The organism is Sphingobacterium sp. N143, from assembly GCF_030325625.1.
GTDB lineage: Bacteria > Bacteroidota > Bacteroidia > Sphingobacteriales > Sphingobacteriaceae > Sphingobacterium.
Genome location: NZ_JACAIS010000009.1, coordinates 115,932 through 133,182 on the forward strand (window position 1 = coordinate 115,932; position 17,251 = coordinate 133,182).

Below are 17,251 nucleotides of genomic sequence, written 5' to 3' on the forward strand. Positions count from 1 at the left end.
GAGCTTTTCTATTGGACTACCCAGATCGTTCTAATCAAATTTCCATCTTACGAACGCTTCAATTGCTTCATAGTTCGCCAGACCTAATTGATCATATAACCCTGCGGTTTCGCTCGTACGGTCCTCTGCACGTACCCAAAACTCACGTGGGTCATCGCCTGGGAATACAGGCAAATCTTTTTGAGATTGGTGTTTGAAAATAGCCAGACGTTTGCGATATACCTCCTGTGGAGATAAAGGTACCGCCATCTCGATTTCATGGATCGGATATTCGTGCCATGCTCCTCTATATAACCATAACCAACAGTCTTTGGTCCATTCATCTGTTTTGCTCAATCGCTTAAGTGCTTCAAACAAGACATCAAAACATACCTTATGTGTACCATGTGGATCTGCAAAATCACCGGCAGCAAATACTTGATGTGGTTTTACCTGACGTAACAGTTCCATTGTTTGCTGGATATCGTCTTCAAAAGATACGTCCTTCGAAAATTTTTGTCTATCGTAGAACGGTAAGTCCTGAAAATGGATATTTTCATCTGGCAAACCGACCAAACGGGCTCCAGCAATGGCTTCTCCTTTACGGATCAGTGCTTTTATCTTCCGTACAAGTTCTGTATCGATCTGATTTGGTTTTTTGGTCGCAAAGATGGCCCTCTCTTCATCGTAAATCTTGTTGATCTGCGCCACTTCTGTATTGGCACCGATCTGTTTCGCCAAATCTCCTGCAAATTCAAGATAGCGCACCACGTCGTCATCCCATACGGCCGTATTGCCACTCGTTTGATAAGCAACATGGACATTATGCCCCTGGTCGGCCAAACGAATAAAGGTACCCCCCATAGAGATCACATCATCATCCGGGTGCGGAGAGAATACGATCACATTTTTCTTCGCTGGATTGGCACGCTCCGGACGTTGTGAATCATCCACATTGGGCTTTCCTCCGGGCCATCCTGTAATGGTATGTTGAAGTTCGTTAAAAATACGGATATTGATGTTATAGGCAGGCCCTGTTTCTGTTACCAGTTTTGCCATACCATGATTGTTATAGTCTTCGTCCGTCAGTTTTAAAATTGGTTTTTTAATTTCTAAAGCTAACCAAACAACGGCCTTTTTTATCAAGGCTGGCGTCCAGGTAACGTCCTCTGCCAACCAAGGAAGGTTAAAGCGGGTCAACAAAGATGCAGCTCCTTCGTCCAGGATAAATTCAACATTATCTGACAACTGAAGGTAAGTAGCCGGGATCTCGGAGGAAATTTCACCCTCCACAGCTTTCTTGATAATCTCCGCTTTGGTTTCAGTCCACGCCATCAGAATAATTTCTCTGGCCTTGAAGATCGTTCCGACGCCCATCGTAATGGCTTTTGTCGGCACATTTTCTTTTCCTCCAAAAGCTCGGGAAGCATCCCTACGTGTCAAGTCGTCCAGTGTGACAATTCGTGTACCGGAATTTGGCGCAGAACCCGGCTCATTAAAACCGATGTGACCAGTACGACCGATACCCAACAATTGAATATCTAAACCTCCAGCCGCTGAGATCTTTTGCTCATAAGCTTCACAAAATGCATTCACTTGGTCTGGAGCCAACGTTCCATCAGGAATATTTACATTAGCCGGCTCAATATCTACATGATCAAACAAGTTTTTGTTCATAAAGGTCACATAGCTCTGATCGGCATCAGGTTGCATGGGGTAATATTCGTCAAGATTGAAGGTAATCACGTTCTTAAAGCTTAAACCTTCTTCTTTATGCAAGCGAATCAATTCTTGATAGACTTTCACCGGTGTAGCACCAGTTGCAAGACCTAACACAGCATGCTCACCTTTCTCTTGCTTTGCACGAATAATTTCAGCAATACGATTTGCAACGTTTTTCGAAGCTGAATTTTGATCTGGATAGACGCTTACAGGGACTTTTTCGAAGCGTGTTTCTTCCAATAAATTTAATCTAGCCATTTTATGGATATATTGATAAACGTGAATTACAAATTTATAAAATTAGTAAGTTAAGTTGAAGTAAAATTTTAATAAAGTCCCCCATTCTTAACAATAATTTAAATAAAACCTTTTAGCGAGAATCGTGTACCGCAAATACCCTATATATTATTCAAAATCCGGATTGCTTTTAATAGCGTATCGTCCTGTTTTGCAAAACACACCCGTAAAACCTGTTGATCTGTAGGTTCTTTATAGAATGCGGAAAGTGGAATTGTTGCTATTTTGTGCTGTATGGTCAACAGGCAGGCAAACTCAAATTCTTTCTCTTGAGTAATCGCGCTATAATCGAGGTTAAGGAAATAGGTTCCCTCAGAGGGCAGCACCTTGAAGCGTGATTGCTGGAGTCCATCTTTCAGCAGGTTTCTCTTACGCTCGAAAAATGCGGCAAGACCTTTGACATAAGTAATGTCATTCAGATATGCAGCGATGGCAAACTGCATCGGTGTATTGACACTAAACACATTAAACTGATGTACTTTCCTAAATTCCCGCATAAATGCCGCCGGAGCAATACAATAACCGATCTTCCAGCCGGTTGTATGCAGCAGTTTTCCAAATGAAGCGACGACAAAACTCCTTTCCCGAAGCTGGGGTATACGCAATACGGATTGGGGGGATGCCCCGTCAAACACAATATGCTCATATACTTCATCGCTCAGTAATAGTATGTCAGTACCCTCCAACAAGTCTGCAAGGCGGCCCAATTCCTCCTTTCCCAGCACTTTACCAGTTGGATTATTTGGATTATTGATGATCATGAACCGTGTGTTTTCATTGATTAAAGTCGCAACATAGTCCCAATCAATCTGAAAATCAGGGGCCAATAACCGAACAGGGACCACCTTTCCACCAAACAACTCAACCGTCGGACCATAGCAATCATAAGCAGGCTCGAAGATGATCACCTCATCCTGCGGCCTCACGATGGTAGCTATGGCCGTAAAGATGGCTTGTGTACCGCCGGATGTCACGGTAAGTTCCTCCGTAGCATCGATTTCAACAGCATATATTTCCTTATATTGGCGGGCTATCGTTTCCCTTAGAAGCTGTGCGCCGATCATGGGAGCATATTGGTTATGCCCCTTCTCCATAGCTGCACTTACCTGTTGGACCAGTTTGGGATCTGTCTCAAAATCCGGGAAGCCCTGCGATAAATTCAGCGCCTGCTGTTCGTTGGCAAGCATGGTCATCTTGGTAAATATCGTTGTACCGACATGAGGGAGTTTGGATCTTAGGTTGAAGTTCATTTTTTGACATTTTATTAATCTACCAAATTAGTGGATTTTCTTATATTTGTAAATATATATAAGAATAGCAATATGATAAAATACATCACACTACTTTTTTTGGTTCTTCCCTTCCTGGGCCTTGCACAGAAAAAAGAACTTACCAAACAAGATTATATCGCCCGCGTAAAAGCGGCCCCCGATTCAATTTCAACTTTAATTGATTTACGACGGGTAGGCGGCTATGATCCTGTGTATACCGAATTGCAGGCTCTATATAACACATTAAGCGACAATGTCAAAAATGCGAATGAGGGAAAGGAATTCCAGGCTTATTTAAATACATTGGAAACCGTTCAAATCGGCAAAATGGCTCCCGCATTTAGCCAGAACGATACCTCGGGCAACCCCGTGCAGCTTGCGGATTTCAAGGGTAAGTATGTATTGCTCGATTTTTGGGCCTCATGGTGTCCAGACTGTCGTGTAGAAAGTCCGGATCTGGTCAAAACCTATGCTCAATTTAAAGGGGAAAACTTCGAAATTTTGGGAATTTCTTTTGATAAGGACCGTAATTCATGGATTAAAGCCATTCATGCAGACAAGCTTCATTGGAGACATGTCTCGGATCTAAAACGCTGGCAAAACGATGTAGGTACGTTATATGCTGTTAAATCCATTCCTCAAAATGTACTGATTGATCCAAGTGGAAAAATCATTGCCAAAAACTTACATGGTGACGCATTGCGGGCAAAACTGAAAGAAGTGCTGAAGTAGTCTATTGAAAAAGACCATATGTACGATGCATATGGTCTTTTTTTATGAAGGCGAGTCTTGCCAGCTAGGGCTTCTGTGCATCACCACCTGAACCGTGCTAAAGGAAACATTCTTTCAGGGCTTTAAGGACGAGTTTTTAACCAAACAATGCCCTAAAAATATCTTCCAATTTGGCAACTGGCCGAATGGCAATATGATACTTTTTAGCATCCAAGCCCTTGGTATTGAACTTAGAAATAAAAATACCATCAAAGCCCAGCTTTTCGGCCTCTTGAATACGTTGTTCAATACGGTTGACGGCTCGGATCTCTCCCGACAGCCCTACTTCACCGGCGAATGTCAGATTGGTTTTAACCGGAATATCCTGCTGTGAGGAAATAATGGCGACAATAACGGCCAAATCAATGGCTGGATCTTCTACCCGTAGCCCACCAGCGATATTCAAAAAGACATCCTGAGCGCTCAATCTAAAGCCAAAACGCTTCTCCAGTACTGCTAGTAGCATATTTAATCTTTTGGTGTCATAACCTGTCGAGGAACGTTGTGCTGTACCAAAAGCTGAATTGCTGACCAGGGCCTGCACTTCAATCATCATGGGTCGCATCCCTTCAAGCATCGCTGCAATTGAAACACCACTTACCGGTTCCTCCCGTTGAGAAATCATGATCTCTGAAGGGTTGGATACCTCCCGCAAGCCAGAGCCCTGCATTTCATATATGCCCAATTCAGATGCCGATCCAAACCTGTTTTTGACAGCACGTAGAATACGGTATACATGATGCCGATCGCCCTCAAACTGAAGCACCGTATCGACCATATGCTCCAGAACCTTGGGTCCTGCAATGGAACCATCCTTGGTAATATGCCCCACAATAAAGACGGGTGTGCTGGTCTCCTTGGCAAACCGCAACAGTTCGGCAGTACATTCACGAACTTGGGAAACCGATCCTGGTGCAGACTCAATCTGCGCGGAATGCAGGGTCTGTATGGAGTCGATGACAATAACATTGGGCTGCACGGTCTCTATCTGCTTGAAGATATTTTGCGTCGATGTCTCGGTCAGAATATAGCAGTTGGCCCTGGACGATTGAGATAGCCGCTCTGCACGCATCTTAATCTGCTGTTCGCTCTCTTCACCGGAGATATAAAGTGTCTTGACCTGGGGAATGGACAGCGCCAGCTGCAACATCAATGTAGATTTGCCGATGCCCGGCTCGCCACCGATCAGCACCAATGATCCAGGGACAATACCCCCGCCCAGCACGCGGTTGAACTCCTGGTCCGGTGTTAAGATCCGGGACTCGTCCTGGTAGACAATCTCGTGAATAATAGCCGCTTTATTTGCTCTTTTTGCGTTTCCTGATGCTGTTGTGCTTCGCCATTCCGGGACTTTTGAACTTGACTTTTCAACCACCTCTTCAACAAATGTATTCCATTGTTTACAGGAAGGGCATTGCCCCATCCATTTCGGTGATTCATAGCCGCAGCTCTGACAGAAATATGCTGATTTTGATTTTGCCATAGGACGAAATTACAAATTTATCCCTGTTAAAATAAGGAAGAATACCCCGCGCTCTAACTCCTGCTCTTACAAACACTATAATCGTAAGGTATATATACTTTAACAGCGTATCTTCAGTATGCTCAAATAGTACTTCATCAATAATGCATCAATACTATATCAATACTGCAAATATACTGGGCTGTTAAGAAGAAGCTGGGAATTTATTGTTCATTTTCACTCAAGATTCGCAAGAAGTTTAGTCCCATAATCTTTGCAATATCTTCTTTTGCATAGCCTCTTTCCAAAAGTCCCTTGGTCAATAAGGGTAATTTGGAAACATCTTCCAGTCCTTGTGGTGCAGATTCAATACCATCAAAATCAGATCCTACCGCAACATGGTCCATGCCAACTTTTTTGACCAGGTAATCGATGTGGTCAAGTAGTTTGGACAATGGGGCATCCACTTGGTATCTTGATTCTTTTGGCAACTGATCGTACATGTCCCAAGTGCTTAATGTCGGCTCTGCTTTTTTCCCAAACTGCTGTTTATAGACCTTTCGGAGCCTGCTTTCATATTTGGGATCCAGGAATCCGGAATAGAAGTTGACACCTACTACCCCACCATTCTTTTTCAATGCTTCCAATTGTGCATCTTTCAGGTTGCGGAAATGTGGGCACAGGCGATAGGCATTGCTGTGCGAAACCAAGATAGGTTTGCTCGTTGTGGCCATAACATCATAAAAGGTCTTCTCGCCACCATGCGATAGATCCACCAGCATACCGAGCTCGTTCATCTTTCTGATGATTGCCTTTCCATGATCGGTCAACCCTTTGTTTTCCGCACCCATCTTTCCTGATTCCATCGCAGCACAGCTTACCCAAGGTAAATTGTAGTTCCAGGTCAACGTTAAATATTTTGCTCCCCGGTCATGAAGCTTGACGAGGTTATCCATACTGCTTTCGATCATATTGCCACCTTCCACTCCGATCACAGCAACAATTTTTCCGGTCTTTAAGATCGAATCAATTTCAGCTTTCGATTTCGCCAATGCGATATCCTTTGGATTGGATGCAATCATTTTTTCCAGTGCATCGATCTGTTCGTTGGCATGTTTGAATGCTCCTGTCTTCCATTTGGCATCATCAGACCAGACAGCAAATACCTGCACATCTACACCTCCCTCTTTCAGCCTGGGGATATCGGTCGCACCGCTGTTCAGCCGTTGTCCAATGTCTTTTCCTGGCAAAATAGACGCATAAATCACATCATTATGCCCGTCAACAACCAGGAGATCACGATGAATCTGCTTATAATCCTGGCCCAAGGCCGACTGACCTAAAGCGATCAGCCCCATCCCTAGCAATAATAGATTCTTTATCATTTTTTATCGTCATCAATGGATTCATAAATAGCATCTTGAATTCTGCTCCGGATGTTGAGGTCATACAGCTTGGTACTGACCTGCGGATGCACCCGGTTGGACAAAAAGATATAGATCAGCTGATGCTGCGGGTCAATCCAGATACATGTACCGGTGTAACCGGTATGTCCAAAGACCGAGCTACTGGCCAATTTAGAAGGATATTCTTTTTTCAGGTCGGGATCCCAGCGGTCGAACCCCAGTCCCCGACGGCTAGTCGCCGACTGCTTAGATGTAAATAAATCGACGGTTTCGGATTTAAAGTAACGCTCTCCACCGTACTCTCCCCTATTCAATAAAAGCTGCCCATATATGGCCAGGTCATTGGCAGTGGCAAATAGCCCTGCATGTCCGGCAACACCACCTGCCATGGCAGCTCCTTGATCATGCACATAGCCCTCCAGCAAGGTTTTACGGAAGGAGGTATCTTGTTCTGTAGGGACGATCTCATCCTTCACAAATCGTTCTCGCGGCAGGTACCCAGCACGTGTCATCCCTAAGGGTCTATAAAAATTTTCCTGTACATAATCCTGAAGGGGTATTGCTGTTTGATGTTCGGCCACCTCCTTCATCACATACATGCTGATATCACTATAAACATAGTTGCCAACAGGCTTAACCGCAGATTTCAGCATCTCAGGCCACATCACATCCCGGTAATAATGATTGCGGATATAACTATTGTCAGCCAGCTTCACCTGATGTGTATTATCTGGTGAAAAGACAACATCCCCTGGATTCAGATGTCTATAAAAAGGGATAAAAGGGGTGAAACCAGCTTCATGGAGCATGACCGAACGCAACTTGATATCCTTTTTATTGGTATACTTTGCCTGCCAAAGATAATAGCCCATCGTGCTGTCCAGATTAATAATATTGCGTTCTGTAAGCCGCATAATAACGGGTGTGGTACCCGCAATTTTACTGACTGAAGCCAAATCGAAAATATCACTTGTGCGTGTCGGTACATTTTTTGAATAGGTATGATAACCATATGATTTTTCAACAAGCACCTGTCCATCTTTTACGACCATCACCACCAGGCCAGGAGCAGCCTGTTTATCCACGGCCTCCTGCGCGATAGCGTCAATCTTTTTGGTCAGTTTACCCACATGGAGCGTTGAACTTGTCTCTGCATGGTATTGCAATCTGACCTGTGATGTCTTGTTATCGCCTTCCGTAATGGACATACCACCAAAGATAGACATTGCCGCATTTTGCTGCCCGCTCTCAGTGAATGGCGCCAGCAACTCTATTAAATCGGACTGTGGCTGTTCAGACAGCAATTTTTTATTCCGCTCATGCTCATAAAAGTGACAGAGAATGACTTTCTTATTATTTCGCACAGCCTGCTTCAATTGCATGAGGCAATCTGCATCCAGATCATCTTCTTTCCCGGCGACAATGATCGTATTATAGTATTTGATATCTTCATCAAATTTACTAAAGTCAAATACGGCCGTATTTCCATAACGTGCTAATTGATCTGTAAAAGCACTGTATTTTCCAGTATTTGGAACGACAACGGCTATGTGTAGCTGATCCAAGTGGGTCAATGGCAATAGCTGATCGACATTATTGAAGAGGATTGTTTCATTTTTTAATGTGGACTTATACTGAGCGTACGAAGTCCCAATACAGAACAAACCTGCAAGTAATGCGCCAAAAAATCCTTTTTTCATTCTGATTTTATCGTTTTTTAGGTTCTATCAAATAAAAATACGAATAAAATAAAGAAGCCAGCACATCCTTTCAAAAAAAATCAATTTTGTTACCCAGCCCCATCCTACCGGATCGCTTCGATTAGATTAGCGAATATACTGTCATAAATCTTATTTTTTCTGTAAGTTTGATTAATGCCAGAATTGATTCAAGATAAAACAATATTTTCCTTACTGGAGGTCAGCCGCAGCATTCAAAAGACGCTGGCGGAACGGTATAAGAGCTTATACTGGATCAAGGCAGAAATGAATAAGCTCAATCATTACACACATTCAGGCCACTGTTACCCTGAGCTGGTCGAAAAGCAAGATGGCCGGATTGTCGCTGAAATCCGTTCTACGCTATGGAAGGCAGACTTTAATCGCATTAACAATAATTTTCTAAAAATTGCGCAGGAGCCGCTCCGAGAAGGCATTACCATGCTATTTCAGGCGAGCATTTCTTATGACCCCATGTATGGCCTCAGCTTACGCATTGTGGACATAGACCCTACTTTTACGTTAGGAGAACTCGAAAAGGAAAAATTAGAAAGCATTCAAAAGCTAAAAGCAGCCGGCATCTATGCGTCCAATAAATCCGTTCCTTTCCCAATCGTGCCCAAAAGGCTGGCGATTATTTCGGTAGAAACAAGTAAAGGACTGTCTGACTTTTATAAGATCATCAACCAAAACCCCTGGGGATACCGCCTCGAATGCACACTTTTCCCAGCGTTGCTGCAAGGAGACAAATCGATTCCCTCGATCATCAACCAGCTGGCTAATATTGCGGAGAAAATAGAAGAATATGACGTTGTAGCCATTATCCGCGGTGGTGGTGGAGAAGTAGGGCTTTCAAGCTACAACAATTACCTGTTGGCACGCGCAATCGCTACTTTTCCCATCCCCGTATTGACCGGCATTGGGCATTCCACCAATTATACGGTAAGTGAGATGGTGGCGTACAAAAATGCCATTACCCCCAGCGAACTCGCCGACTTCCTGATACAGAAGTTCCATAATTTTGCGATTCCAATAGACAAAGCCATAACGGACATCCAACAGCTTTGCCTGAGCAGGTACAAGGAAGAGCAGCATACCCTATCTCAACTTGCAACACATATCCAATGGATTGGCAAAAGGGAAATTCAAACGGCCAGAACCAGTATACAGCATATTCAAAATGAATTGAATGCCTTAGCCCGGCTACGTTTGTATGAACACAAAACAGCACTGACACATACCGAGCGAATTGTGCAGCTGTCGGACCCTATAAGATTGCTAAAACAGGGTTTTTCAATCACCAGAGTCAATGGCCAGCTATTACGCTCTGTTGAACAGATCGCTCCGGGCGACAGCATTGAAACAAGGCTGGAACATGGTGAAATCAAAAGTACCGTCATCGACAAAAAAAACAATCCTTTGGGAAATAACGACAACAGCTGATGACATAAATACGTAAAGGCTGATATTTTTAAAAACTTAGCAATGGAAAACAATTACACCTATACAGATGCCTTCAATGAATTACAGCTTATTGTAAAAGAGATTGAAAATGGGACAACCAATATCGACGAGCTCGCGGAGAAAATCAGCCGGGCCTCGGACCTCATTGAAGTATGCAAGGCAAAATTGACAGCAACGGAAGAAGAGGTAAACCTGCTATTGCAAAAGATTTCTCCGACACAGGATGCCGATGGCAGCGACTGAGCGAATTAGCCGGATCGTTCCCATCGGCTTTTTATACCGAGATTGATATTGACCGGATACTACGGCATCAAATCGTTTAAAACATTGGAACTTCGATGAGCAATAATTTTGTTGGATACAAGGCCTCGATGGTTATGTTGTCCGTTCCATAGATTCCAATCGCATCTCTCCTGCCCAGAATCTCTTGATCCACACTGATCTTTCCTTCCAGCACAAAGAGATACATCCCGTTATTTTCGGAATGTACAGTATACTTGATGGTTTTTCCTTCATCCAGATCGGTCAGGTTGAAATAGGCATCCTGATGGATATGAACAGCATCACGGTCAGCTGTATCCGGCGACACGATCGTTGCAAACTTATTGTGCCGGTCCAGGTGGAGATATGATTTTTGGTCGTAGCGCGGTTTTAGCCCAGTCTCATTGGGAATGACCCAGATCTGCAGAAACTTCACTGGATCTTTCTGATCGCCATTAAATTCAGCATGTTCTACCCCAGTGCCTGCCGACATGATCTGAACGTCTCCTGTTTCGATCGCCCGGCCATTTCCCATGCTATCCTCATGCGACAATACGCCCGACAAGGGGATACTGACAATTTCCATATTAGCATGACCATGCCTTCCAAAGCCTTGTCCACCTTCCACCTCATCATCATTCAACACCCGTAAGGCGCCAAAATTTACCTTCTCCGGATCAAAATATTGCCCAAAGCTAAATGAATGTGCACTCTTTAACCAACCAAAATCAACATGACCCCGATCGTTTTCCCGATGAATAATTTTTTGCATCTTTTCCTCCTTACTGCATAAATTACTATTAATCAGCGGACAAAACTCATACCAATGGATATTTTAGGCTAAAATCTGACAAATTGTCAAGTTATAAAGCTTTCAGTTTTTCTGGGGCCACCACACGTATAAGTGCCCGGGCGAGAATCCTGTTGGGGTCTACGACAACCATTCCATTATGGTCCCTTTCCGGTATGGCCAACGGTAATTCTGCACATCCCAAGATGATGACCTGGGCCCCTTGTTTTTTCAGGTCATCCATGGCCAATAATAAATCTTCCCGCGCCTTGTTTGCAATGGGCGCCGGCTGGGCTTTAATCCCATAATCCTGATCGAAGATCGCATTGTTTACTTTTTCCTTTTGTGCTCCCTCGGGCTCCACCACCGGAAATCCTTTTCGGATAAAGGGTTCCCGATATAAATTATAAGCCTGCTCTCCTGCGGTCGAAAGGATTCCTACCGTACTTTCAGGGAGCTGCTCATGCACAAAACGTACGGTTTCATGGACAATATGAAGCAATTTCAGGCTGCAGCCCAGCCGGGCCATTTCATCCTGAACAACCGTGAATATAGGTTCAGCATGCGCCGTATTGGATGGAATGGCCGCAATAGTCGCTCCCGCCTGTTCCAGCTGATATAGAATCCCAGCAATCGCTCTTCCAGGGTTGTCATGCGATCTGTCCAACAAATAGGCCGCACGATCAGGAATCAAATTGGGACAAGAAAACAACAGCTGTGGCAAGTGCTCCTGATCAGATCTCGCCACTGTCTCATCAATAATTTTCTTTGCTATATCCAAACCTGCATAAGGACCAAGTCCTCCGACTATACCAATCATAACTTCTATTTTTTTATTCCTTAAATTATAACCAATAGAACTGCGAATGGTTTGTACAAAATTGAATATGGTGCATCATCATATAGCCACAAATAAAACTGGATTGTAATAAATAATTCAAGTATAAAGATGGAATCTGCAAAACTTCCAAAAGAAACATCCCGAACTTTGTTAACATCAAATGCTGGGGACCTCACCTGAACCAGAAATATGCCTGTTCAGGTGCACATTTTCTCCCAGCAGAAAAAGTAAACATATCATCAAAATGGAAAATAAAACGTATATCTTAAAAAATGTATTACTGGAAACGGGATTTGAATATGATGGCAATGATGTCATCAAAACAAAGACAGCATGAAATGGGTGAAAGTGGTCTGCAAACCATCGAATTTTTGATTGACCGAACGCTGGAAAACCCACAACTTCGAGGCAAATCTTTCGTTAGCCATGCTTTTGCATTGAGCCGCCTGACAAAGCCTGAAGTAGAGAAAATTGCTGAACGGCTTGCTCATGCTGGTGTCGGCATCGTATCGTCTGTACCATTCGGGGACATCATCATGCCTATTCCTACCTTACGAAAACATGGCGTCGAAGTTTTGGTGGGGAATGATAATATTCAAGATCATTGGAATACTTTTGGATCTGGCAACATGCTTCAAAAAGCAAATCTGATTGCTGAACTATATGGTTATGCAACGGAGTGGCAGCTTTCAAGAACGCTTGCTTTCGCAACCCGCTACAAGCTTCCACTAGATGACAAAGGCAATCAGCAATGGCCAAAAATTGGTGATGAAGCCAGTATGGTATTTGTTGATGCGAGCTGTTCAGCGGAGGCCGTTTCCAGGATCTCACCTGTTACTTCGCTGACGCATAATGGAAAAATCGTATTTTAATTGGGATAAATACAGGCAATCCAAAGAAAAAAGGGTTTATCAAAATTGATAAACCCTTTTTTTGTAGCCCGTAGGGGAATCGAACCCCTGTTTCAAGAATGAAAATCTTGCGTCCTAACCCCTAGACGAACGGGCCTCATTTTGCAGCTCCAAAAGCTTTCTTGTTTTTGGAGTTGCAAATATAGACCTTAAAATTATTATTACAAATAATAATTTAAAATATTTTTTAGATCAGGTCAAAGCCAATATCCCGTCTGAAGTATTTGCCTTCAAAATATATTCTTCCTGCATCCGCAGTGGCTTGCTGAAGCGCTTCAAAAAGAGAATCCTGTAAGGTAGTGACCGCAATCACCCTTCCTCCAGCAGTAAGGACTTTATCGTCCTGCTGCTTTGTTCCTGCCTGAAAGACAATAGACTCTTTCACATTCTCGATATTGGAAATTTCTTTCCCCGACTCGTAAGGCCCTGGATAACCGCCTGCAACCAGCATCACCGTTACAGCTGTCTTTGCAGAAACCGTATACGAACGTTGATCTAAGTTTCCTTGGGCGACTCCTTCCAAAAGATCCAGCAGATCAGACTCGATACGTGGTAAAACAGATTCGGTTTCGGGATCTCCCATGCGAACATTGTATTCAATAACATAAGGTTCTCCATCGACATTCATCAGGCCAATAAAAATAAATCCTTTATAAGGAATACCATCTTTCTTAAGCCCCTCTACTGTCGGCTTGATGATACGTTCTTCCACCTTGTTGAGGAAAGTCTCATCCGCAAAAGGAACCGGAGAAATGGAGCCCATTCCACCCGTGTTCAATCCTGTATCCCCTTCTCCTATGCGTTTGTAATCTTTGGCCGATGGCAGTACTTTGTAGGAATTTCCATCTGTCAATACAAATACTGAAAGCTCTATTCCTTTTAAAAACTCCTCTACCACCACAACACGGCTTGCATCCCCAAACTTGGAGTCAGCGATCATGGCCTTTAATTCTGTTTTGGCATCTTCAAGTGTTTCACAGATCAATACTCCTTTCCCTGCGGCAAGACCATCTGCCTTAAGGACGATTGGCAGTTTTTGCGTCTCGAGGTATACCAAACCTTCTTCCAATGATGCTGCATCAAAAGATCGCGAGGCAGCAGTAGGCACACCATGACGATCCATAAACTGCTTGGAGAAATCCTTTGATCCTTCCAGTTGCGCTCCCTCTTGCTGTGGTCCGATCACCGGAATATCTTTGAGATCTTCCCGGTTCAAAAAGTAATCATGAATACCTTTTACCAAAGGTTCCTCTGGGCCTACGACGACCATCTGTATGGCATTTTCCAATACAAACGAAGCTATGGCATCAAAATCTGTAACTTTAATATTTACATTTTGACCGTATGCTCCCGTACCAGCGTTTCCTGGTGCAATAAACAATTGGTCTAAACGTGGACTTTTCGACAATTTATAGGCGAAGGCAGATTCACGGCCTCCAGAACCGATTATTAGGATATTCATAACACAAAGATATTTTTTTTATGCTAATTTTCAGACATAACCTGATGCAAAAAGGGATTTTAAATTTATTTTATCCTATAGGAAGAAGCTAACCCCTTCTATTTTAATCCGCCATAACCTAGTAGGCATAATATTTTGATTTATAAGTTGATTAAAGGGAAAAAAATTTCTAATTTTCAAGAAACATTAGTCATATGTACGCTAGAATATTGTTGCTGATCAATTGCCTTGTAATACCATTTTTGGCTCCCGCGCAAATCGAGCAAACCCTACAAAAATTGGAACGCTATCGGCAGCAGCACAGCAATGAGAAGATCTACCTCCATCTAGATAAAAATGACTATTCCGCAGGTGAAAATATTTGGTTCAAGCTGTACTGTACAAATGCTCCTTTCAATTATTTAAGCAACATGAGTAAGATTGCCAACATAGAATTGATTTCTCCTACGAATAAGATCATCAAAAGTATCAAAATACCCCTGACGATCGGGCTGGGTATTGGGGACTTAACTTTATCAGACACCTTGATCGAAGGCTCCTACAGGATTCGCGCATATACCCGTTGGATGCAAAATGATTCCATTACGAACTTTTATGAACGTGTCATCCCAATCACAAACGGAAGGTCCGACCATGTGATAACACAGAGTACCTTCATAAACAAGGGCACTGAAAATCTATTTCAGATCAACCTAAAAACCATTCAAGGCACTCCACTGATCAATAATAATGTCCATTATACCCTGCAACAAGAAGGCCGCAAAGGTAAGTCAGGACGATTAAAGTCCGACGAAAATGGAACCCTATCGCTTGAGCTGAAGGATGATTTCCGTGGGGGACAATTGTCCCTTCAATTTCTTTCACCCGATAAACGCCGGATATTAAAAAGCTTCACCATTCCAGAGCCCGAACGTAAAAATAGCCTACAGATTTTTCCAGAAAGTGGCTCATTCGTCAACAATATATTAAGTAAAACAGGCTTCAAGGTACTCAGTCCTGCTGGGCTGGGCGTAAAATCAAAAATTTCCATCGCCGAGGAAGATAAAAGTCCTATAGTTGAATTTGAGACCAATATGCTGGGTATGGGAAGTATACCCCTCATCTTAAATACCGGAAAAAAATATCGGGCAACGGCAACCTTTGAAAATGGAAGTACCGTCAGTGTTCCGTTGCCGCCGGTAGCTGCTTCCGGATATGTCCTTACAGTCAATTCGGGCTTAAAAGATAAGATCGCCGCTCAGCTTGCCGCAACCAGCGACCTGATCAATGGCAAAGAAGTCTATTTGGTGGCACAATATAACGGACTGGTACTACACGCCACAAAGCAGAAATTAAAGGAGCAGGAACTTTTCTTCAGCATACCCAAGCAGAACCTTCCTTCGGGTGTAATACAATTGTCAATACTCACAGATCAGATGGTTCCACTTGTTGAAAGGCTCGTATTTAATTATAATCCATCCAATACGCTGTTTCCGCTAGCGGTTCAACTGAACAAAAAGGCCTTTACAACACGGGATCGGGTTGTCGCCAACCTTTCTGTCAAAAAGGGGGATCGCGATACGTCGAAAATAGCGGCTCTTTCAGCATCCGTCGTCAACCTTAATAAAACGGATACCACTACAGATCGCTATTATTCCTCCATTATCTCCGAACTCCTCCTGAAATCTGATCTTCGCGGTTTTATCGAGCAACCCCACTACTATTTTAAAAATCTGGATACCGTCAAATTTGCTGAACTGGATAACCTCATGCTGACCCAAGGCTGGCGCAAATTGGATTGGGAAACTTATACGCAGATGCCAACTCATGCATATCTCCCAGAAAAGGGTCTTTCTGTTTCAGGAACGGTCAATAAAACTGGACGCAAGGCCGTTGTCCCAAATGCCAAAGTGGCCCTTGTCCCAACAAGCGACATGATGTCAAGCATCGATACACTGACGGATAGTGAAGGTAGGTTTGTCTTTGATGAGCTATTGTTTGCTGACAGTACTAAATTTATCGTCACTGGAAATGGCCCGAAGGAAAAAAATCGGGTGGACCTACACATTGACCCGCCCACCGTACCTAAGATTGGAAAAAGCAAAGATCAGCCGTTGATCTTCAACGATGTGAACAGGCACATGCTCCTCCAGCTTAAACAAAGTCAGCAGTTTTTATCCTCCCTTGAAGCTGCCGGTATCATTCAAAAAAGCATGCTATTGGAAGAAGTTCAGGTAAACAGGGTAAGAGAAAATAAAGCCGACAAAAATTCAAGAAATTTAAACGGTCCCGGGAAAGCAGACCAGGTGATTACTTCGGAAGACTTATCAGCCTGTGTGACCCTGGAACAATGTCTCGCAGGAAAGCTTGTCGGTGTGATTTTCCAAAATGGGGTTCCTTATAGTACCCGATCTGGTGGACTTAGTGGCAGAAAACCGATGCTGGTCGTTCTGGATGGGACTTACATGGAGTCTGCTCAGATCGATATGATCAATATTCAGGACATCTCCAGTGTTGAGGTACTCAGAAGTGGCGGAAATACCGCAATATATGGTACGTATGGCGGCAATGGAGTTTTGGTGATCACCAGCAAATCCGGAGAAGCACGCTCATCCTCTTATACGCCTACGGGGATTGTGACCATTAGCCCGCAGGGGCTACATGTAAACCGGACCTTCTTCAAACCTCAATATAACAGGACACAAACGCAGGAACTTCAGCAGGATCTGCGCACAACCATAGCCTGGGAACCGAACCTGATTACCTCAAAAAATGGAGAAACCCAATTTGAATTTTTCACTTCCGATGAACCCGGCACCTACAAAATAACCGTGGAAGGAACGGATATGGAGGGCAAAATTGCCCATCAGGAATATTTAATAGAAGTAAAATCACAATAGCAATACAAAGCTTAACG

The 17,251-nt window shown here is 43.5% G+C and carries 13 protein-coding genes and 1 tRNA gene; 5 read left to right on the plus strand and 9 right to left on the minus strand.

Features of this window, described 5'->3' with window-relative positions; translation table 11 throughout:
- Positions 1-30: 30 nt before the first annotated feature.
- Positions 31-1,959, minus strand: coding sequence for a glucosamine-6-phosphate deaminase (nagB, locus tag HX021_RS17035; RefSeq protein ID WP_502959011.1), 1,929 nt, complete (start codon positions 1,957-1,959; stop codon positions 31-33).
- Positions 1,960-2,099: 140 nt separating this feature from the next.
- The gene (locus tag HX021_RS17040) at positions 2,100-3,248 is read right to left on the minus strand and encodes a methionine aminotransferase (RefSeq protein ID WP_286591717.1); all 1,149 of its coding nucleotides are present in this window, start codon (positions 3,246-3,248) and stop codon (positions 2,100-2,102) included.
- A 72-nt stretch (positions 3,249-3,320) separates the two neighbouring features.
- Here HX021_RS17040 and HX021_RS17045 point away from each other — a divergent pair, with 72 nt between their 5' ends.
- The gene (locus HX021_RS17045; RefSeq protein ID WP_286591719.1) at positions 3,321-4,001 is read left to right on the plus strand and encodes a peroxiredoxin family protein; all 681 of its coding nucleotides are present in this window, start codon (positions 3,321-3,323) and stop codon (positions 3,999-4,001) included.
- Between the two features lie 136 nt (positions 4,002-4,137).
- Here HX021_RS17045 and radA read toward each other — a convergent pair whose 3' ends face one another.
- The 3 genes from radA to HX021_RS17060 all read right to left on the minus strand — a co-directional run bounded on the left by radA (position 4,138) and on the right by HX021_RS17060 (position 8,608).
- Positions 4,138-5,523 carry a DNA repair protein RadA gene (gene radA, locus HX021_RS17050; RefSeq protein WP_286591720.1) on the minus strand — a complete coding sequence of 462 codons (1,386 nt, stop codon included), beginning with the start codon at positions 5,521-5,523 and terminating at the stop codon, positions 4,138-4,140.
- A gap of 203 nt (positions 5,524-5,726) precedes the next feature.
- Positions 5,727-6,887: a dipeptidase gene (locus tag HX021_RS17055; protein WP_286591721.1), complete on the minus strand. Its 1,161-nt coding sequence runs from the start codon at positions 6,885-6,887 to the stop codon at positions 5,727-5,729.
- Positions 6,884-8,608 (minus strand): serine hydrolase domain-containing protein, encoded by a 1,725-nt coding sequence (locus HX021_RS17060; RefSeq protein ID WP_286591722.1) that lies wholly within the window; start codon positions 8,606-8,608, stop codon positions 6,884-6,886. Before HX021_RS17060 ends, HX021_RS17055 begins: the two co-directional genes overlap by 4 nt.
- Before the next feature lie 174 nt (positions 8,609-8,782).
- Between HX021_RS17060 and xseA the strand changes: the two genes are divergently transcribed.
- Positions 8,783-10,069: an exodeoxyribonuclease VII large subunit gene (xseA, locus tag HX021_RS17065; protein WP_286591723.1), complete on the plus strand. Its 1,287-nt coding sequence runs from the start codon at positions 8,783-8,785 to the stop codon at positions 10,067-10,069.
- Between the two features lie 42 nt (positions 10,070-10,111).
- The gene (xseB, locus tag HX021_RS17070; RefSeq protein ID WP_286591724.1) at positions 10,112-10,333 is read left to right on the plus strand and encodes an exodeoxyribonuclease VII small subunit; all 222 of its coding nucleotides are present in this window, start codon (positions 10,112-10,114) and stop codon (positions 10,331-10,333) included.
- Positions 10,334-10,409: 76 nt separating this feature from the next.
- Here the strand turns inward: xseB and HX021_RS17075 are convergent, their stop codons facing one another.
- Both HX021_RS17075 and HX021_RS17080 read right to left on the minus strand, forming a co-directional pair.
- Positions 10,410-11,123, minus strand: coding sequence for a pirin family protein (locus HX021_RS17075; RefSeq protein WP_286591726.1), 714 nt, complete (start codon positions 11,121-11,123; stop codon positions 10,410-10,412).
- Between the two features lie 91 nt (positions 11,124-11,214).
- The gene (locus tag HX021_RS17080; RefSeq protein ID WP_286591727.1) at positions 11,215-11,961 is read right to left on the minus strand and encodes an aspartate/glutamate racemase family protein; all 747 of its coding nucleotides are present in this window, start codon (positions 11,959-11,961) and stop codon (positions 11,215-11,217) included.
- Between the two features lie 329 nt (positions 11,962-12,290).
- On the opposite strand from HX021_RS17080, the gene HX021_RS17085 reads away from it, so the two are divergent.
- A complete protein-coding gene (locus HX021_RS17085) occupies positions 12,291-12,854 on the plus strand; it encodes an amidohydrolase family protein (RefSeq protein ID WP_286591728.1) in 564 nt (187 codons plus the stop codon).
- 64 nt (positions 12,855-12,918) lie between these two features.
- On the opposite strand, the gene HX021_RS17090 is transcribed toward HX021_RS17085, so the two are convergent.
- Positions 12,919-12,990, minus strand: a tRNA-Glu gene (locus HX021_RS17090).
- 90 nt (positions 12,991-13,080) lie between these two features.
- Positions 13,081-14,355, minus strand: coding sequence for a phosphoribosylamine--glycine ligase (gene purD, locus HX021_RS17095; RefSeq protein WP_286591729.1), 1,275 nt, complete (start codon positions 14,353-14,355; stop codon positions 13,081-13,083).
- A gap of 194 nt (positions 14,356-14,549) precedes the next feature.
- Between purD and HX021_RS17100 the strand changes: the two genes are divergently transcribed.
- On the plus strand, positions 14,550-17,234 hold the full coding sequence (locus HX021_RS17100) for a carboxypeptidase-like regulatory domain-containing protein (RefSeq protein ID WP_286591730.1): 2,685 nt from the start codon (positions 14,550-14,552) through the stop codon (positions 17,232-17,234).
- The last annotated feature ends 17 nt before the right edge of the window (positions 17,235-17,251 follow it).